Source organism: Streptomyces himastatinicus ATCC 53653, assembly GCF_000158915.1.
In the GTDB taxonomy this organism is placed as follows: Bacteria; Actinomycetota; Actinomycetes; order Streptomycetales; family Streptomycetaceae; genus Streptomyces; species Streptomyces himastatinicus.
Map to the genome: position 1 here is coordinate 8,930,930 of NZ_GG657754.1, position 19,890 is coordinate 8,950,819.

Annotated in this window: 8 protein-coding genes and 1 pseudogene; 7 read left to right on the forward strand and 2 right to left on the reverse strand. The window is 70.3% G+C overall.

Annotated elements, in window-relative coordinates:
• Positions 1-2: 2 nt before the first annotated feature.
• Together SSOG_RS38120 and SSOG_RS38125 are read right to left on the reverse strand one after the other, a co-directional pair.
• Positions 3-4,208 carry a hypothetical protein gene (locus SSOG_RS38120; protein WP_167542532.1) on the reverse strand — a complete coding sequence of 1,402 codons (4,206 nt, stop codon included), beginning with the start codon at positions 4,206-4,208 and terminating at the stop codon, positions 3-5.
• A 255-nt stretch (positions 4,209-4,463) separates the two neighbouring features.
• Positions 4,464-5,072, reverse strand: a complete 609-nt coding sequence (locus tag SSOG_RS38125; protein ID WP_009719645.1) for an acyl-CoA-like ligand-binding transcription factor — start codon at positions 5,070-5,072, stop codon at positions 4,464-4,466.
• Between the two features lie 83 nt (positions 5,073-5,155).
• Between SSOG_RS38125 and SSOG_RS38130 the strand changes: the two genes are divergently transcribed.
• The 7 genes and pseudogenes from SSOG_RS38130 to SSOG_RS58675 all read left to right on the forward strand — a co-directional run.
• Entirely contained in the window at positions 5,156-6,091 is a 936-nt protein-coding gene (locus SSOG_RS38130; protein ID WP_039939676.1) for an oxidoreductase, read from the forward strand.
• Between the two features lie 427 nt (positions 6,092-6,518).
• Positions 6,519-7,508 (forward strand): cytochrome P450, encoded by a 990-nt coding sequence (locus SSOG_RS38135; protein WP_208867403.1) that lies wholly within the window; start codon positions 6,519-6,521, stop codon positions 7,506-7,508.
• A 2-nt stretch (positions 7,509-7,510) separates the two neighbouring features.
• Entirely contained in the window at positions 7,511-7,720 is a 210-nt protein-coding gene (locus tag SSOG_RS38140; RefSeq protein WP_039942389.1) for a ferredoxin, read from the forward strand.
• Between the two features lie 237 nt (positions 7,721-7,957).
• Positions 7,958-8,494, forward strand: coding sequence for a response regulator transcription factor (locus SSOG_RS38145; protein ID WP_009719649.1), 537 nt, complete (start codon positions 7,958-7,960; stop codon positions 8,492-8,494).
• Positions 8,495-8,700: 206 nt separating this feature from the next.
• On the forward strand, positions 8,701-17,931 hold the full coding sequence (locus SSOG_RS55125; RefSeq protein ID WP_050800088.1) for a type I polyketide synthase: 9,231 nt from the start codon (positions 8,701-8,703) through the stop codon (positions 17,929-17,931).
• Positions 17,932-17,966: 35 nt separating this feature from the next.
• Positions 17,967-19,277 (forward strand): annotated as a pseudogene (locus SSOG_RS55130) (acyltransferase domain-containing protein); the annotation flags it as partial.
• Positions 19,278-19,523: 246 nt separating this feature from the next.
• On the forward strand, positions 19,524-19,890 hold a 367-nt coding region (locus SSOG_RS58675; protein WP_425385473.1), incomplete at its 3' end, for a polyketide synthase dehydratase domain-containing protein.

Here is a 19,890-nt window from a genome sequence, read left to right on the forward strand (position 1 = left end):
GGTCATCCTTTGAGGGCGTCCCTGGCCTTCGCGAACGTTAGTCGCACCGCCGCGAATGCCTTCTTCTGTTTGCCGGAGAGTTCCAACAGGGTGAGTTTCTTCAAATCGCCAGGCTTCTCCCTGAACAGTACATCGATCGAACGTCCGAGCGCCTCGCTTGGAATGGCGCCGACACCCCCGCTCCACATGAGCTGGAATCCGGACGGACCCGCCTGTGCGTCGCTGCCCAGCATCTCGATGAGCAGGGTGACGTACGCCCGGGCGGTGCCTGTCCTGTTCTGCATGTAGAGGGCGCGGAGCCGATCGTGGAACTCCTTGGTGCCGTTGGTCAGGGTCGGTTTGCGGTCGTCAGTGTAGAAGGTGCCCACGTGCGCACCCAGCGACACGAGGCCTTCGCCGTCCAGAATGCGCCAGATGACAACGTTCGTCGGCGATCGCAGGGCATCCTGCAGGCGCAGCCAGTCCAGGCCCTTCTCGACGTTGCCTCTCTTGTGTTGCGCGATGGCGACCTCGAGGACCTGCAGGATGTAGTTGGTGGGTATCCACTCGTGCGTACCCGGGTTGAGGTCGCGGAAGTGGCCCTTGATGAACTCACGGCTTGGCGTGTCGTTGTCCCAGAGCCAGCCGAACCTCGTCCAGTTGACGTCGCCGACGCGCCGCGTGCGCACCATGGTCTCCAGAAACCCGTCCAGCCCACCGGCGAGTTTGACCGCCGCCACCAGGTCCTTGTCGGCGTCCGCATCCCGGCTGGGGAATGGATCCCACCGCCCGTAGGTACCAAGAGCGGGGTCGAAGACCATCTCCTCGACGTCGTTGACGGTCTTCTCATCACCTTCAGCGGCCTTCTTCCCGGTGGTCTTGAGTTTCGGCAGCGCGCCCTCGTCGCCGCCGAGTTTGTCGAGGAACGTCGTACGAATGGCGGACCCGGCCTTGAACAGGTAGGTGACGGCGACTTCCTTGTTGTCCGCCGCTCTCGGGTGCTTCTCGCGGAACTGGGTCACGCTCTGACTGCCGGCATACTTGACGGCTTCGGACTCGGTCTTGTCCAGCACGGAACGCTGCCACAGTTGCTTGTTCGAGCCGGACTTGGCCTTGCTGAGCAATTTGTCCCACCACGACGTGTGGACCTTCTCCGCGAAGACCTTCCCGGTGTTGGCGAAGTCGAACTCCAGTGCCGCGTCCTTCGACTTGCCATTCGGGTTGATGGCCAGCCTGATGTGGTGGAGGTCCCCGGACTTCTTCAGGCTTATGGAGGTCAGGCGATGCCGACGCTTGATGTCGGGCAGCCCGGCCCGGACCGACTTCACGGTGGCGTTTCCGTCACCGATGAGCCGGTTCGCGTCGCGGATGGCGGCGTCCAGGGCGCGCCGCTTGTCCTGGTCCGTGCGGCGGTCCTCGCGTTTGCGGTTCTTCCGGCGGTCCGGCTTCTTCGCCTTGCGCGGTCGCTTCGGTTTCGCCGGTCTGCGCGGCCTTCTCGGTCTCGTGGGCTTGCGGCGGTGTTGCGGGCGCTTGGGCTTCTTCCGTTTGGGCTTGAGCTTGGCCGCCAGTTTCTTGAGCAGTCCGGTGATCTTGGTGATGACCCAGTCGATGGCGCGGCTCACCGGCCGGGACAGGGCCTGGAATATCTGCTTGACCTTGCCCGCGATCCCCCCGATGCCGAGGATCGCGGCCAGGGCCCCGATGAGGACCGGGATCGACCGTGCCAACGCGCGTTCCACCAGGGCCGGGACGCCGCCGGTGCCGCCGCGGGCGATGGCGATCACGGCATCCAGGACCGTGTTGACGAACTCGATGATCTGACGGCCCTGGGTGACGATGAACCGGACGATGTCGATGATCATCTTGCAGGCGCGGATGAACGCCGACGCCGGGTTGAACAGCGACACGATCCACGTCACGCCCGCGATGATGATCGTCGGCAGCAGGTAGGACACCAGCTTGCTGATCAGGTCCTTCTTCAGGTCCCCGACCCGCGACTTCAGGTCCGACCACAAGCCCGCGACGCCGCGTCTCTTGGCCTCCACGACGATCGGGATCGCGTCCTTGCCCGTTTCCGCCGCCGCCATCGTCTTCGGGTTGACCTTGCGGGCCAGGCGGGCGCGGATGTTCGGCCATGACAGCCCGAGCAGACCGGCGATCATCACCAGGATGCCGAGGACGTCGAAGCTCGTCGGCAGGACCAGGCCCGCCGTGACGCCGGAGCCCAGCAGCCAGGCCAGCACGCCTTGTTGGAGGTGGCGGCCTGCGTTCTTCATGAACAGATTGAGCCCGCCGCCGACACCGGTGATGAGCCGGCCGAGGAAGCCGACCGGGTCCTTGAGGATCAGGCCGACCGCCGACGCGGCCTTGCGCAGGACGCCCATCAGCAGGCGGCCGAGTTCCTTGATCGTGTTGATGACGCCGCCGATGGCGTCGGCGGCCTTGGAGACCAGGCCCTTGTTCTTCTCCTTCTCCGCCGCGATCTCGGCGTCGACCGACTTGACCGCTTCGGTGTACTTGGTGGCCAGAGTGTCGACCAGTTCGGTGCCCTTGTCGTTGACCGTGTCCGACAGCTCGTCGAACTTGCCCTGGAAGTCCGCGGCCGCTTCCCTGCCGATGGCACGGAGGTCCTTGGGCAGGGTGTCGACCGTGTGCTGGAGGTCCTTGCGGCCCTTGGCGATACGGTCCTTGGCATGGCGTAGCTCGCCCTCGACCGTGTCGGCGACGTCGGAGATGACCTGGCGCATCGCGGTCAGGTAGTTGTCCCGAGCGCGTTCGTAGATCCGGTTGGCCTCTTCCGGGAGGTCGGCGAACAGGTCCTTGACCCAGCGGGCCTTGCCCCGCAGCCCGGAGTAGCGGCGGGACTTGTACTCGTCCATGCCCCGGGTGTGCTCGTCGGTGAACCGGTCCCTCGCCCGCTTCTCGCCGTTGGTGAACTGGGTGTCGACCTTCTTGTCCAGGCCGGACAGGATCTCCTCGACGTCGCCCTTGGTCTCGTCGAACACCTTCTGGAGCAGGGCGGTGACCTTCGTCCGCTTGTCCTCGTCGCGGCCCTTCGTGCCCTCCTTGCCGGTGGTGACCTGCTGGCCGGTGGCGACCCGCGTGGCGTGGAGGGCACCCATCGCGGCCGCGCCGCTCGTGGCGGCGGTCGCCTTGACCTTCTTCAGCTCGGCGGCCTCCCCGGCACGCAGCTCCTTCGGGGCGGCCGCCGAGTGGGCCTCCATCGTCTTCTTGTCCCGCACCGCCTTGTCGAACGCGGGCTCGCCCGAGTTCTTCATCGACAGCTGCTGCTCGGTGACCTGCGCCGATGCCATCTGCTGGTTGACCTGGTCCGGCCCGGCCGACATGTCCGTGGCCGACTTCGGCAACGCGTCCGGGGCCGCCTGGTTCGGGTTCGGGGCACCCGGTTTCCCCGGCACCGAGTCCGCCGCCAGCGGCACGACCTCCTTGGCGTCCGGGGCCGGTTCCGGCGTGGCGGCGGTGGTGTCGGCGATCTCCTGGCCCGCGGCGTCCTTGCCCTCACCGACCTTGCCCTGGACCTCGGTCTTGACCTCTTCCGCCTTGCCCGACTCCCCGAACTTGTCGGCCTCGTCCAGGTTCTTCGGGGCCCGGTCCTTGATGGCCTTCTCCACCGCGGCGATGAACGACTGCTTGTCGAACTCCTTCGGCTGAGCGGCGTCCATGTCCTCCGCGTGCGCCGCCTTGCCGCGGGCCTCCTGGTCGTCGGCCGGCGGCACCGCGGCTCCCTGCGCGGCACCGGCCTCCGCGGCCGGCGGCGGGTGGCTCGACGCCACCCGCTGCTTCTTGGCCGCGACGTCCTTCTTCAACGCCTGGAACTTCGGGTCCGCACCCGGTGACCGCGGCCCTGTCGCTTCCTGTTTCTTCGCTCCCTTGCCGGGGCGGTCCTCGGTTTCCTTCCTGTCCTTCTGGTCCTGCTGGTCCTTCTGGACCGGGCGAGGTGCGGGCGGGGCCTTCGCCTTCCGGACAGGCTTCGGCTCCGGCTTCTTCGCGTCCGGCTTCCGCGCCGACTGCTGCTGTTCCGGGAGCTGTGCCGAGGGGGATTGCTGAGCTGCGGGCAGCGCACCCGCCTGAGCCGCGACGGCCTGGTTGCCGATCAGGTCCTGCCCGCCCGGCAGCAGCTGCCCGGCCCACCAGGACGGGAACGGGCCCGGCCCGGCACCCGGTGGCGCCCCACCCATCGCCGCCGCCATCGCCGCGTTTCCGGCCACGGCCCGCGTCCGCGCGACGACCGACGGGCCAGGTTCCACGGCCGATCCCGACGCACGCGCGGTCGGGCCCCGCAGGTCCGACACCTCCGCCCCGCTCCGCATGCGTGCATCGCGCACCGGGGGCACCGCCGGTGTCGTCGGGCGCGGAGTGCGGACCTTTATCTGCACAGGCATGGTGGCCGCAGGTTCGCACTCGCCCCGTCGCGGCAGTGCCTTCGCGGCGTCACGGGGGCGTCTCCGGAGTGCCCGGCCTTGCTACGCGACGGCGTCCAGCGCCGGGGCGATGACGGCGAAGGCCCGGTCGGTCAGTGCGGCGGGGTCCTCGACGCCGTCGCTGTCACTCCACCGTTGCAGCACGGCGTCGAAGGCGGTCAAGGCAATTCCGGCGGCCAGCTGCGGGTACAGGTCCGTCGCGGGGTCCAGGTCCAGCCGGTCGGCGACCTCCGTCGCGAGACCGTCGCGCCACTGTGCCTGACGCTCCAGGAAACGGGCGCGGAGGGCGGGCGTGCCCAGGATCAGCTGCACCACGCGCAGCGCCTGGTCGGCATGGCCGGCGCAGGCGTCGATGGAGACCCAGACGGTGTGCCGCAGCGCCACCGACGGCGACTCCTGAGCGGGGCGGCTCGCCAGCTCCGCGCGCATGCCGGTGCCCATTTCGGCCAAGAACTGGATGACCACGTCCTCCTTGGACGCGAAGTACCGGAAGAAGGTCCGCTTGGACACACCGGCGGCGATCACGATCTCGTCGACCGTGACCGCGTCGAACCCCTTCCGGGCCAGCAGCTTCAGCGCGGCCTCGGTCAGCTCGTCCGAGACGAGCTGACGCTTGCGTTGGGCCAGGCTCACTTCAGGGCGAGTAGTCACCCCTCCATCGTATATGCCGATGCCATCGATGGCATAAAGGATCGACCTTGACACCGAATGCCACATGGGGCAGCTTGTGCCGTATGAGCAATCAGCAGCGCTGGACCGCCGAGCGGATCCCCGACCAGAGCAAGCGCGTGGTCCTCGTCACCGGAGCCAACAGCGGCCTCGGCCTGGCGACCACCCGGGCACTCGCCCGCAAGGGCGCGCACGTGATACTCGCCGTACGGGACGAGGCCAAGGGGCGCCGGGCGGTCGCGGAGATCACCGCGGAGTACCCGGCCGCGCAGCTCGAGGTGCGCCAACTCGACCTGGCCGACCTGGAGTCGGTCCGCGCCTTCTCCGGGCAGCTGCACGCCGACCACGCGCACCTGGACGTGCTCATCAACAACGCCGGCTTGATGGCGCCGCCCCGGACGCTCAGCCCGCAGGGTCACGAAGTGCAGTTCGCGGCCAACCACCTCGGCCACTTCGCGCTCACCGGTCTGCTGCTCGATCTGCTGGAGGCCGGGGACAACCCCCGTGTCGTCACGGTGAGTTCGCCCAACCACCGGCAGGGCACCATCTTCTTCGACGACCTCTCCGGTGAGCGCAAGTACTCGCCCATGGGGTACTACAACCAGTCGAAGCTGGCCAACGCCGTCTTCGGCTGGGAACTCCACAAGCGGCTCACCGCGGCCGGCAGCCCGGTGCGAAGCGTGCTCGCCCACCCCGGCTACACCTCGACCAACCTCCAGACGAGTTCGCCGGTCGGCATGGTGAAGTTCCTGTTCGGCCGCCTCCTCCTCCCGCTCGCCCAGTCCCCGGACCAGGGCGCGCTCTCCCAGCTGTACGCGGCGACCGCCCCGGGCGTGGAGGGCGGGCAGTTCATCGGCCCTGACGGCATGGCCGAGCTGCGCGGTGCGCCGAAGCGGGTGGCGCTGGCCGAGCGGGCCTCCGACGCCGAGACCTGCCGCCGCCTGTGGGAGCTGTCGGAAGAGCTGTCCGACGTGCGGTTCGCGTTCTCGGCCGCGGCCTGAGCCCGGACTCGATACTACTGGTGCAGAGGGCTTTCTCTGACAGATTTACGGCATTGAACTGATCTATTTCTGCGTGTGTGATCTGTGTCACCAATGGGCGTTTCTTGACCATTCTCCTTGTTAGGGTGAACCACTCTTTCCAATGCCGCTGTGAGGTGTTGAAGTCGTGGGGGACTTAATGGGGGACGCCGTGGGGGACATGGCAGAGATAGATGTGGCCGGTCTTCCGGCCTATCCATTCATCGGTCCGGATGACGATCCATTTACTCCTGTCAAGGGATCTGACCTGGATCGATTCGAGGGGCCCATCGGAAAGGTCCGGCTTCCGTTTGGCGGCTGGGCCTGGCTCGTCACCCGGCATGAAGACGTGCGGCAGCTGCTGCGGCACCCGGGTTTCAGTTCCGATCAGTACAAGCCCGGGTTTCCGGTGCTGAATCCGATTCCGCCGAAGCAGGACGACGCCTCTGGTCTGTTCATCTTCATGGACGGCGACGCGCACAGCCGCTTCCGGCGGATGCTGACCGCCGAGTTTATGATCAAGAACATCCGGCGGATCGAGCCGCTGATCGAGAAAGACGTGATCGAGGCGTTGGAGCGGATGCGCTCCCTCGGGGCTCCCGCGGACCTGATGAACGAGTTCGCGCTGCCCGTGCCGTCGATGACGATCTGTCACCTGCTCGGCGTTCCGTACGCCGACCATGACTTCTTCCAGCATCACAGCCGCGTGATCATGGACCGGAAGTCCGGCCCGGCGGAGGTCGAGGAGGCCCTCGGTGCCCTGACCGTCCTCCTCGGGAACCTCGTCAAGGCCAAGCGGACCGACCCCGGTGAGGATCTCCTCAGCCGGCTGGTGGCCGAGCGCGTGGTGCCGGGCGAGCTCCGGGAGGACGAACTCGTCAGCCTGGCCATGCTCCTGCTCGTCGCGGGCCATGAGACGACCGCGAACATGATCGGGCTCTCCGCCCTCGTGCTCCTCGAGCACCCCGAGCACCTGGCGGCCCTGCGCGAGGACCCGGGCCTGGCGCCGGGCATGGTCGAGGAGCTGCTCCGGTACCTCACCGTCGTACGCACCGGCCTGCCCCGTCTCGCCCTGGAGGACGCCGAGATCGGCGGTCAGAAGATCCGCGCGGGCGAGGGTGTCGTGGCGATGCTGGCGATGTCCAACCGGGACAGCTCGGTCTTCGGCGACCCGGACGAGTTCGACCCGAAGCGGCGCGAGGCGCACCGGCACATGGCGTTCGGCTTCGGCCTGCACCAGTGCATCGGCCAGCCGCTGGCCCGCGCCGAGCTGCGGATCGCTCTCCTCGAGCTGGCCCGCCGCTTCCCCGGGCTGCGGTCCGAGAGGGCCCTGGCCGACGTCCCGCAGCGTCCCATGGCGGTGACGTTCGGCGTGGCCGAGCTGCCGGTGACGTGGTGACCATGCGCATCACGGTGAACAGGGAGCTGTGCGTCGGTTCCGGGAATTGCGTGGCGAACGTCCCGGAGGTATTCGACCAGGACGACGAGGAGGGCCTGGTGCGGCTTCAGATCACCGAGCCGCCCGAGGAACTTCATGAACTGGTCGAGGTGGCTGCCCAGATGTGTCCAGTGGGTGCGATCGACGTCCAGTATCGCGTGACCACGCAGTAACGGCGTCATGCACGGGGGAGTGCGCCGTCATGCTGTCCATTCACGCCCGGATTCGGGAATGGTTCATCGGCATGTGTTTTTTCGCTCCCGTGTGAATTCCACGCAACAGGAGAGTGGATAAATTAATAGGGGGCGTTCGAGTTGAACGGTGTAAGGCAGGCGCGAGTCATCGTATGCGATCCACATCCCTACGCGCGCCGTGGCATTCGTAGAGCGCTTGAGCAGGATCCCGCACTCATGGTGGTCGGTGAGGCCGGGGATATCGTCGAACTCCTTTCGGCGGTGAATCCGTGCGTACCGGATGTCGTGGTGCTGGAGGGGCAGTCACAGATCGGCCATGTGCAGGAACTCACCGGCATCGACGCCGCCTTGGTCGTCGTGGGAGACGTCGATACGACTACGCGCTGGATCGGCCTGACCCAGGCCAATGTGCATGCCCTCGTCCACTGTGACGACCCCGAGGAGGAGCTGGTGGAGGCGGTCCGCCGGGCGAGCGACGGCACCGGCTACGTCTCGCCCGGCCTCAGCGGGGCGCTGCTCAGGTTCACGCGCGCCATGCTGCCGCGGCACTTGTCGGCCGTGCCCACGCACGCGCCGCTGACGTCGCGCGAGTCCGAAGTGCTCCAACTGGTACGAAAGGGAATGGCCAACAAGGAGATCGCCCGCCGCCTGGGCCTGAGCGAGAAGACGGTCAAGTTCCATGTCTCCAACGTGCTCGCGAAGGCTCATGTGGCGTCCAGGGCCCAGCTGATCGCGTCGGGCGCGGCCATGTAAGAGCTGCGCGAGCGGGCCGCACGAGCGGGGGCGTACGCACGGTGAACCGTGCGTACGCCCCCGTCGTCATGTCCGCGCACCCGAGCCTGGTCGAAAGTCCTGGTTCCACGGGACGGTCCTGCACCGAAGCCCGGCTGCCGAGCCCCATCCTCTGGCCGAAGTCGTGCCCCCGTTCGAAAACCAATAATTCCCTTATGAATCCATCCATGTCAGGTGTCCAGGAGACCGGCGGGGCGCGCGACACCGCCATCGCGGTGATCGGAGCTGCCTGCCGGGTGCCCTCGGCGTCCAGCCCGGCAGAGTTCTGGCGCCTGCTGTCGGAGGGGACCGACGCCGTCTCGCCCTGGCCGACGGAGCGCGGCGAGGGCAGCCGGTCCTGGCGTGGTGGCTTTCTGGACGAGGTCGGCACCTTCGACGCCGCCTTCTTCGGCATGGAGCCGGACGAGGCGGCCGCCGTGGATCCGCAGCAGCGGCTCGCGCTGGAGCTGGTCTGGGAGGCGATGGAGGACGCCGGTGTCCGCGGCGAGCGGCTGCGGGGCTCACGCACCGGAGTGTTCGTAGGCGTCTCCTCCGACGACTACGCCGCCCTCGCCGCCCGTGGCGACCGGGCAGGGCGCGGCGAGCTGCACGACTTCACGGGGCGGCACCGCGCCATCGTCGCCAACCGGGTCTCCTGGTCCTTCGGACTCCAGGGGCCCAGCCTCGCCGTCGACGCGGCGCAGGCGTCGTCCCTGGTCGCCGTCCACTTGGCCTGCGAGAGCCTCCGCCGCGGGGACTCCGACCTCGCCTTCGCAGGCGGGGTGAACCTGATCCTCTCGGCGGACAGCATGCGGACCACGGCCGGTCTCGGCGCGCTGTCCGCCAAGGGGCGCTGCGCCGCCTTCGACGAGAGCGCCGACGGGTTCGTACGCGGTGAGGGCGGCGGAGTGGTCCTGCTCAAGCCGCTCGCCCGGGCCGTCGCCGACGGCGACCCCATCTACTGCGTCATCCAGGGCAGCGCCGTCAACAACGACGGCGGCGGCGACCGCCTCACCGACCCCGACGTCGCGGGCCAGCGGGACGTCCTGCACCGGGCCTACGCCGACGCCCGGATCAGCCCCGAGACCGTCCAGTACGTCGAACTCCACGGCACCGGCACCCCGGTCGGAGACCCCGTCGAGGCCGCCGCCGTATCCGATGTCATCGGCCGGAGCAGCGGGGACCGCGGGCCGCTGCGGGTGGGCTCGGTGAAGACGAACGTCGGCCACCTCGAGGCCGCCGCAGGGATCGTGGGCCTGCTCAAGGCCGCGCTGTCCCTGCGCCACCGTCAACTGCCGCCCAGCCTGCACTTCAGCACCCCCAACCCGGCGATACCCCTGGCCGAGCTGAACCTCCGGGTGCAGACCGAACTCGACGCCTGGCCCGCCCCCGATGCCCCGCTCGTAGCGGGCGTCAGCTCGTTCGGCATCGGCGGCACCAACTGCCACGTCGTCCTCGCCGAAGCGCCGTACACCGGCCGCCCCGACACCGCGGTGAACCGCCCGGAGACCGCACGGCCCGTGCCCTGGGTGCTGTCCGCCCGCACCGGCCGCGCCCTGGACGCGCAGGCCACCCGTCTGCTCACCCATCTCGAGCAGCAGCCGGACACCCACGTCGCCGACATCGCCCGGTCGTTGGCGGTCGGCCGGTCCACGTTCGAACACCGCGCGGTCGTCGTCGGCACGGACAGGGACGGGCTCACATCGAGCCTGGCCCGCCTCCACGACGACGCGGTGAACGGCATCGCCACGTCGGGCCGGACGGCCTTCCTCTTCTCCGGCGGTGGCTCCCAGCGCGTCGGCATGGGGCGGGAACTGTACGAGACGTACCCGGTCTTCGCCGACGCCCTCGACGAGGTGCTCGACCACTTCGTGCCCGGTCTCGACCTGCGCGAGGTGCTGCTCGGCGGACTCGACGACGATGCCGCCGCCGACGCCCTCGACGGCATGCGCTACATGCAGCCCGCCCTGTTCGCCTTCCAGGTCGCCCTCTACCGCCTGGTCACCTCCTGGGGCGTCACGCCCGACCTGCTCGTCGGCCACTCCTTCGGCGAGATCGTCGCCGCCCATGTGTCCGGGGCCCTGCCCCTGGCCCACGCCGCCGCCCTCGTCGCCGCGCGCGGGGAGCTGATGGAGGAACTGCCGCCCGGTGGCGCCATGATCGCGGTCGAGGCGACGGAAGAGGAAGCGCTCGCGGCCCTCGACGGCGTCGACGACGTCTCGATCGGCGTCATCAACGGGCCACGGGCCGTCGTGCTCTCCGGCGCCGACGAGGCGGTCACCCGGATCGCGGACGAGTTCCGCGCCCGCGGCCACCGCACGAGCCGACTGCGGGTGCAGAACGCCGCCCACTCGCCGCTGACGGCCCCCATGCTGGACGAGTTCGCCCGCAGGATCCGGGGCCTCGCCGTCTCCGAACCCGGCATCCCCATCGTCTCCACCGTCACCGGGCGGACCGGGGCCGCCCTGACGGAGGACTACTGGATCGGGCACCTCGGCGCCACGGTGCGCTTCCACGACGCGATCGCCGCCTGCCGTGAGCAGGGCGTGACCCGGTTCCTCGAACTCGGCCCGGGCAGCGCGCTGACCCCGCTCGTCCCCACGTCCGACACGGACCTCGCGGTGGCATTGCAGCACCGCGACCGCCCCGAGCCGCAGGCGCTGCTCACCGGCCTCGCCGAAGCCTGGTGCGCCGGTGTCTCCGTCGACTGGGCCGAGACGGTCGGCGAGGCCCGAACCGTCGGCCTGCCCACCTACGCCTTCCAGCGCCGGCGCTACTGGCTCGACGAACGCCCGGCCGCCGCCGAGGCCGAGCAGCACGTCAGCTCCGCCACCCTCGCCCTGCGCGAGCGCATCGGCACCGAGCCGGACGGATTCCTGATCCGCTGGCTGGCCGACCACATGGCGGAGACCACCGGCGCCGCCCCCGCCGACCCCGACGCGACCTTCCGCGACCTGGGCCTGGACTCGGTCCTCTCCGTGCAGCTGCGCAATCGCCTCGTCTCGGCGACCGGCCTGCGGATGCCCGCGAGCATCCTCTTCGACTACCCGACGCCGAGCGCCCTCGCCGCGCATCTGCACGACCAGATCCTCGGCGTCCTGGGCACCGTGGACGACACCCGGACCACCGCCCCCGTGACGACCGCCACCGACGACGATCCGATCGCCATCGTCGGCATGGCCTGCCATCTGCCCGGTGGAATCGACTCGCCGCAGGAGCTGTGGCAGGCACTCGTCACCGAGGTGGACGCCACGTCCGAGTTTCCCACCGACCGCGGCTGGGACCTGGCCGGCCTCTACGACCCGGACCCGGACCACCCCGGCACCACCTACTCCCGCCGGGGCGGCTTCCTGGCCGGGGCCACCGACTTCGACGCCGAGTTCTTCGGGATCAGCCCGCGTGAGGCCGCGGCGATGGATCCGCAGCAGCGGCTGCTGCTGGAGACCGCCTGGGAGGCCCTGGAGCGGAGTGGTGTCGATCCGGCCTCGCTGCGCGGCAGCAGGACCGGCGTGTTCGTCGGCGCCATGAACATGGAGTACGGACCGCATCTGCACGCCCCGGTCGACGGCACCGAGGGCTTCCGCCTCACCGGCAACACCTCCAGCGTCGCGTCGGGGCGCATCTCGTATCAACTGGGGCTCGAGGGCCCGGCGATGACGGTGGACACGGCGTGCTCGTCGTCGCTGGTGGCGCTGCATCTGGCGGTGCAGTCGCTGCGCAACGGCGAGTGCTCCATGGCGCTCGCCGGTGGTGTGACGGTGCTGTCCACGCCGGGCATGTTCGTCGAATTCTCCCGCCAGCGCGGCCTCGCCGCCGACGGCCGCTGCAAGCCGTTCTCCGATGACGCCGATGGCACGGGCTGGGCCGAAGGCGTGGGCATGCTCGTGGTCGAGCGGCTCTCCGAGGCCGAGAAGCACGGTCATCAGGTCCTGGCGGTGGTGCGTGGTTCCGCGGTGAACCAGGACGGTGGCAGCAATGGTCTGACCGCGCCGAATGGTCCTTCGCAGCAGCGTGTGATCCGTGATGCGCTGGCCGGTGCGCGGTTGACGTCGGCGGATGTGGATGTGGTGGAGGCGCACGGTACGGGCACGTCGTTGGGCGACCCGATCGAGGCGCAGGCGCTGCTGGCAACGTATGGCCAGGGGCGTGACGCCGACCGGCCGTTGTGGCTGGGGTCGGTGAAGTCCAACATCGGGCACACGCAGGCGGCGGCGGGCGTGGCCGGTGTCATCAAGATGGTGCAGGCGATGCGCAACGGGGTTCTGCCGCGCTCGCTGCACGTCTCCGTGCCGTCGCGCCATGTCGACTGGGAGTCCGGTGACGTCCGTGTGCTGACGTCGCACCAGGAGTGGCCGGAGCTGGAGCGGCCGCGCCGTTCGGCGGTGTCGTCCTTCGGTATCAGCGGGACGAACGCGCACGTGATCCTGGAGGCGGCGCCGGCCGAGGTGGGGGCGGCCGTCCAGGAGGTTGAGCCGGTACGTGAGAGCAGCGTGCCGTGGGTGTTGTCGGCCCGCAGCGAGGCGGCGTTGGCGGAACAGGCGGCGCGGCTGCTGGCGCGGGTCGGTGATGGTGCTGATCTGGATGCGCGGGATGTGGGGTTCACGCTGGCCGGGGGGCGTGCGGTGCTGGAGCACCGAGCGGTCGTCCTCGGTGGGGACGGTGCTGAACTGAAGGCTGGATTGGCGGAGTTGGCCGCCGGCCGCCTGGCCTCGAATGTGGTCGAGGGCCGGGCGGGGGCCGGGGCGTCCAGTGGTGTGGTGTTGGTGTTCCCGGGTCAGGGTTCGCAGTGGGTGGGGATGGCGCGGGAGTTGTTGGAGTTCTCGCCGGTGTTTGCGTCGCGGATGGCGGAGTGTGCGGCGGCGTTGGAGCCGTACGTTGATGGCTGGTCGCTGTTGGATGTGGTGCGGGGTGGGGACGAGGACGTACTGCGCCGTGTTGATGTGGTGCAGCCGGTTCTGTTCGCGGTGATGGTGTCGCTTGCGGAGTTGTGGGGGTCGTTGGGTGTGCGGCCTGCGGCGGTGGTGGGGCATTCGCAAGGGGAGATCGCGGCGGCGTGTGTGGCCGGTGGGCTGTCGTTGGAGGATGCGGCGCGGGTGGTGGCGTTGCGGAGTCGGGCGATCCTGCGGTTGTCCGGGCGTGGCGGGATGGTGTCGGTGCTGGCGCCTGAGGAGCAGGTGGCCGGGCGGTTGTCCGAGGGTTTGCAGATCGCGGTGGTCAACGGTCCCGAGCAGGTCGTGGTGTCGGGTGCGCCGGATGAGCTGGAGGTGTTCCTCGCCGGGTGTGAGGCGGATGGGGTTCAGGCGCGGCGTATCGCGGTGGACTATGCCTCGCACTCGCCGCAGGTGGAGGATCTGAGGGAGGAACTTCTCGACGTTCTGGCCGGTATCGAGCCTCGCAGTGGCCATGTACCGCTGTTCTCGACGGTGTATGGCGAGGTCATCGACACGGCCGACATGGACGCGGAGTACTGGTTCACCAACCTCCGTGAGACGGTCCGTTTTGATGCCGCTCTTCAGAAGCTGCTGGAAGCCGGGCACCGCGTGTTCGTCGAGAGCAGTCCGCACCCCGTTCTGGTCGGGGCGGTGACCCAGGCCGCGGAGGGCAGCGGGGTGGCCGGGGTGACGGCGGTGGGCACGTTGCGTCGTCGTGAGGATGAGCGGGCGCGGCTGTTGCAGAGTGTGGCCGAGGTGTTCGTGGCCGGTGTGGAGGTGGACTGGTCGTCGTGGGTGGCGGGCGGTCGGCTGGTGGAGTTGCCGACGTACGCCTTCCAGCGGCGTCGTCACTGGCTTCCCGCGGGGCGTTCGGTGGTGGATGCGGCAGGTCTTGGTCTGCGTCCGGCCGGTCACCCGCTGCTCGGCGCGGCCGTTCCCCTCGCGCCCCAGGAGGGCCTTGTCCTCACCGGTCAGCTGTCCCTGCACACGCACCCGTGGCTGGAGGACCACGCCGTCTTCGGCACGGTGCTGCTCCCGGGAACCGCCTTCGTGGAAATGGCCCTCCGCGCGGGCGACGAGGTCGGTTGCGCGGTGGTGGAGGAGCTGACGCTGGAGCGGCCGCTGGTGTTGTCGGCGGAGGCTCTGGTGGCGATGCAGGTGTCGGTGGGGGCTCCGGACGACAGGGGGCGCCGGTCGGTCTCGGTGCACTCCCGTGTCCAGGGCGCGGACGCTGGCGCCGAAGCGGGGGTGGAGTGGGTCCGGCACGCCGTGGGCGTGCTGGCCGCGGCCGGTCCCGTGGCGGAGGAGCGCCTTGAGGGTGTGTGGCCGCCCTCCGGGGCCGAGTCCGTGGATGTCGCCGAGGCGTACGAGCTGCTGTCCGGCGTGGGATACGGATACGGGCCCGTGTTCCGGGGCCTGCGCTCGGTGTGGCGAGCGGGCGACGAGCTGTTCGCCGAGGTCCAACTTCCGGCCGAACCCGACGCGTTCGGCGTTCACCCGGCGCTGTTGGATGCCGCGCTGCACCCGCTGCCGTCGGGTGACATGAAGGTGCCGTTCTCCTGGAGCGGGGTGCGACTGCACTCGGTGGGCGCGTCGGTCGTACGGGTGCGCCTGTCGCCGCGTGGCGACGGGGCCGTGAGCGTGGCCGCGTTCGACGGCGCCGGTCTGCCGGTGGTGACGGTGGACGAGCTGCGCTTGCAGTCGATGTCGCAGGAGCAGCTGGGCTCCGCGGTGGCCGCCGACCCGCTGTACGAGGTGCGGTGGACGGATGTGCCGGTGCCGGACGGCTCCGGTGGGGTGCCGCCGGAGGTCGTGGTCGAGTATGTCGAGCCCGGTGGGGACGTCCGTACGAGCGTGGCCGAGGTGCTGGAGTCCGTCCAGCGCTTCCTGGCCGAGTCGGCGGACGCCGAGTCGGCGGACCGTGAGGACACCCGGGGCGGGATGACGGGTACGCAGGATCCGGCGACGGCCGCGGTGTGGGGTCTGTTGCGTTCGGCGCAGGCCGAGCACCCCGGACGCATCGTGGTCGTCGACACGGCCGAAGGGGCGGACCCGAACGAAGCCGTGGCACTGGCCCTTGCTTCTGAGCCACAAGTCGCCCTGAAGGAAGGTCGGTTCCTCGTACCCCGACTGGTCGCGCACGCCCCTGAGGCGGCGACGGCGCCGGACTGGAAGCCGGACGGTACGGTCCTGATCACCGGTGCCGGTGGGGCGCTGGGCCAGTTGGTGGCCCGGCACCTGGTCGCCGAGCACGGCGTACGGCAACTGCTGCTGGTGAGCCGTCGGGGTGGCGAGGGTTCGGAGGAGCTGGTCGCCGAGCTGACGGAGGCCGGGGCGACGGTGGCCTTCGCGGCCTGCGACGTGGCCGATCGCGAGGCGCTGTCCGTGGCGTTGGCGGGCATTCCCGGTGAGCATCCGCTGACCGCTGTCATCCACGCGGCGGGTGTGCTGGATGACGGTGTGGTGACCGCGTTGACGCGTGAGCGGGTCGACACGGTGATGCGGCCGAAGGCCGACGGTGCCCGGCTGCTGGATGAGTTGACGCGTGATGCCGATCTGGCTGCCTTTGTGTTGTTCTCGTCGGCTGCCGGTGTGATGGGTACGGCGGGGCAGGGCAACTACGCTGCGGCCAACGCCTTCCTGGATGCGCTGGCGCTGTCGCGTCGGGCGGAGGGGCTGGCTGCCACGTCGATGGCCTGGGGGCTGTGGACCAGTGACAGCGCGATGACCGCGCATCTGGACGACGCCGACATCGCCCGCCTTTCGCGCAGTGGCCTGGGGTCGATGTCGACGTCCCAGGGCCTCGCGCTCCTCGACGCGGCCCTCGCGGCCGACCGGCCGACCATCGTCCCGGCCCGCCTGGACCTGTCCGCCCTGCGGAACCATGCGGCGCGGGGCACCCTGCCCGCCGTCTTCAAGTCCCTGGTCCGCGCCCCGGCACGCCGTGCGGCGGCGGTCGTCGGCACCGGTCAGTCGTCGTCGTGGATCGCCGACATGGCGGCGCTGGACGACGGGGACCGTGCGGCCGCGTTGCTCGAACTGGTCGGCACGCAGGTCTCCTTGGTCCTCGGCCATGGTTCGGCGTTGTCGGTGGAGGCGGATCGTGCTTTCCGTGATCTGGGCTTCGACTCGCTGACGGGTCTGGAGTTGCGGCAGCGGTTGCAGGCCGCGACCGGTCTGCGGCTGCCGTCGACGCTGGTCTTCGACTACCCCACGTCGAACGCGCTGGTCGGATTTCTGGAGGAGCAGATCCGGGGCACCGACGCGGCCCCGACCGGACCTGTGGCGGTCGCCACGGCCACCGACGACGACCCGGTCGTCATCGTCGGCATGGCCTGCCGACTGCCCGGCGGGATCGACTCCCCGCAGGCGTTGTGGCAGGCGGCCCTGGACGGCGTCGACGCGATCACCGAGTTCCCGGACGACCGCGGCTGGGACATCGCGGACCTCTACGACCCCGATCCCGACCGGGCAGGGAAGACGTACACGCGACAGGGGGGATTCCTGCACGACGCAGCGGTGTTCGATCCCGGGTTCTTCGGGATCAGCCCGCGTGAGGCCGCGGCGATGGATCCGCAGCAGCGGCTGCTGCTGGAGACCGCCTGGGAGGCCCTGGAGCGGAGTGGCGTCGACCCGACCTCGCTGCGTGGCAGCAGGACCGGCGTGTTCACCGGACTGATGCCCATGGAGTACGGACCGCCGCTGCACGAGCCGATCGAGGGCATGGACGGTTTCCGCATGCTCGGCAACGCGTCGAGCGTGGCGTCGGGTCGTATCGCGTATCAGCTGGGGCTCGAGGGTCCGGCGATGACGGTGGATACGGCGTGCTCGTCGTCGTTGGTGGCGTTGCATCTGGCGGCGCAGGCTCTGCGCAATGGTGAGTGCTCGTTGGCGCTGGCCGGTGGTGTGACGGTGATGTCGACGCCGACGACGTTCGTGGAGTTCTCGCGGCAGCGGGCGATGTCGGTGGACGGCCGGTGCAAGGCGTTCTCCGATGACGCGGACGGTGCGGGGTGGTCGGAGGGTGTCGGGCTGCTCGTGGTCGAGCGGCTCTCGGACGCGCGGCGCAACGGCCATCAGATCCTGGCGGTCGTACGCGGCTCCGCGGTGAACCAGGACGGTGGCAGCAACGGTCTGACCGCGCCGAACGGCCCCTCGCAGCAGCGTGTGATCCGTGATGCGCTGGCCGGTGCGCGGTTGACGTCGGCGGATGTGGATGTGGTGGAGGCGCACGGTACGGGTACGTCGCTGGGCGACCCGATCGAGGCGCAGGCGCTGCTGGCGACGTACGGCCAGGGGCGGGATGAGGACCGGCCGTTGTGGCTGGGGTCGGTGAAGTCCAACATCGGGCACACCCAGGCCGCCGCGGGTGTCGCGGGCGTCATCAAGATGGTGCAGGCCATGAGGTACGGCGTCATGCCGCGCACCCTGCACGCGGACACCCCCTCCCAGCACGTCGACTGGACATCGGGCCCGTCAGCCTGCTGACGTCACACCAGTCGTGGCCGGAGAGCGACCGGCCACGCCGTTCGGCGGTGTCGTCCTTCGGCATCAGCGGGAAGAACGCGCACGTGATCCTGGAAGCGGCGCCCGAGGACACCACGGCCCCGGACCCCGGCCCGGCGCCGGAAGCGCCGATGATCCCGTGGGCACTGTCGGCGAAGACCTCCGCCGGGGTACGGCGGCAGGCCGCACGGCTGCTCGCGCGGATCACCGACGACCCCGGCCTCGACCCCCGGGACGTCGGATACACCCTGGCCACGGGGCGGGCCCTGATGGAGCACCGGGCCGTCGTCCTGGGGGCCGGGCTCGACGAGCTGACCGGATCGCTGACGGCCCTCGCCCGGGGCGAGGACGTGCCCGCCGCCGTGGCCGGTGCCGTCCCCGCCGCCGGAGCGGGCGGGCTCGCGCTGGTCTTCTCCGGCCAGGGCTCGCAGCGGCCCGGCACCGGCCGGGAGCTGTACGAGCGGTACCCGGTCTTCGCCGAGGCGTTCGACGCCGTGTGCGCGGCCGTGGACGAGCAGCTCGACGGGTACGCCGAACACCCGCTGCGCGACGTGGCGTTCGCCCCCGAGGGCTCCCCGCTGGCCCCGCTCCTCCAGCAGAGCATGTACACCCAGACCGGCCTGTTCGCGCTGGAGGTCGCGCTCCTCGAACTGCTCAAGGCGTGGGGGGTGCGCCCCGACCACGTCATGGGCCACTCCCTGGGTGAGGTCACCGCGGTGTACGCGGCGGACGCGCTCTCGCTGGCCGACGCGTGCACCCTCGTGGCGGCGCGCGGTCGCCTCATGCAGGCCCTGCCGGAGGGCGGGGCGATGGTGGCCATCGCCGTCGCCGAGCAGGAGGCCGAGGCGTACATCGCGGAGGCGTCCCTCCAGGACGCCGTCGGGATCGCCGCGGTCAACGGGCCGCGGGCCGTGGTCGTCTCGGGTGACGAGGCCGCCGTGGTCGACGTCGCCGAGCATTTCCGGGCCGCGGGGCACCGGGTGCGCCGCCTCTCCGTCTCGCACGCGTTCCACTCGCACCGCATGGACGCGATGCTCGACGAGTTCGCCGACGTGGTCGCGGGACTCACCTTCCGGGCACCGCGGATCCCCGTGGTGTCGAACGTCACCGGCGGTCCGATCGACACTGAGCGCCTGTGCACCCCCCAGCACTGGGTGGAGCACGTCCGCCGGGGCGTCCGCTTCGCCGACGGCGTGCGGAGCCTGGCCGACCAGGGGGTCACCGCCTACCTGGAAGTCGGCCCCGAGGCCGTGGTGACCCCGATGGTGCACGCCACCCTCGACGCGGTCCTCGGCGACGACGGATACGTGGCCGTGGCGGCGCTCAAGTCCGGTCAGGGGGAAGCCCTCGCGCTCACCCGGGCGCTCGCCCGGACGTTCGTCGCCGGTACACCGGTGGCGTGGGAGCTGCTGCTGCCCGGCGGACGCCGCACCGAACTGCCGGGCTACCCGTTCGCGGGACACCGCTACTGGCAGGACGCGTCCGAGTCGACGGTCGGCATCCGGGCCGCCGGTCTGAACGCCACCCGGCACCCGCTGCTCGGCGCGGCCGTGCACCTGGCCGACGGCCAGGCGGTGCTCACCGGCCGGGTACTGCCCGGCGCGCATCCCTGGCTCGCCGACCACGCCGTGGGTGGCACCGTACTGCTGCCCGGCACCGCCTTCCTCGACCTGGCCCTCCACGCGGGCCACGAGGTGGGCTGCCCCCTCGTCGAGGAACTGACGCTCCGGACGCCCCTGGTCCTGTCGGCCGGCACCGCCGTGAACCTCCAGGTCGCCCTCGGCGCCCCGGACGAGACGGGCCGCCGGTCCGTCACCGTCTACTCCTCGCCCGCCGCGGTCTCCGGCACCGAGCCGCTGGGTCCGGCACGCGACCGGCACGCTGTCCGCGGCACCCCCGCCCGCCGCCGAAGCGTGGACCTGGGCCGCCTGCCGACGCCGA

Coding starts and splice junctions, on each gene's coding strand:
- SSOG_RS38130 (WP_039939676.1), top strand. CDS start 5,156: ATGAGCAATCAGCAGCGCTGGACCGCCGAGCGGATCCCCGACCAGAGC.
- SSOG_RS38140 (WP_039942389.1), top strand. CDS start 7,511: ATGCGCATCACGGTGAACAGGGAGCTGTGCGTCGGTTCCGGGAATTGC.
- SSOG_RS38145 (WP_009719649.1), top strand. CDS start 7,958: ATGGTGGTCGGTGAGGCCGGGGATATCGTCGAACTCCTTTCGGCGGTG.
- SSOG_RS55125 (WP_050800088.1), top strand. CDS start 8,701: ATGTCAGGTGTCCAGGAGACCGGCGGGGCGCGCGACACCGCCATCGCG.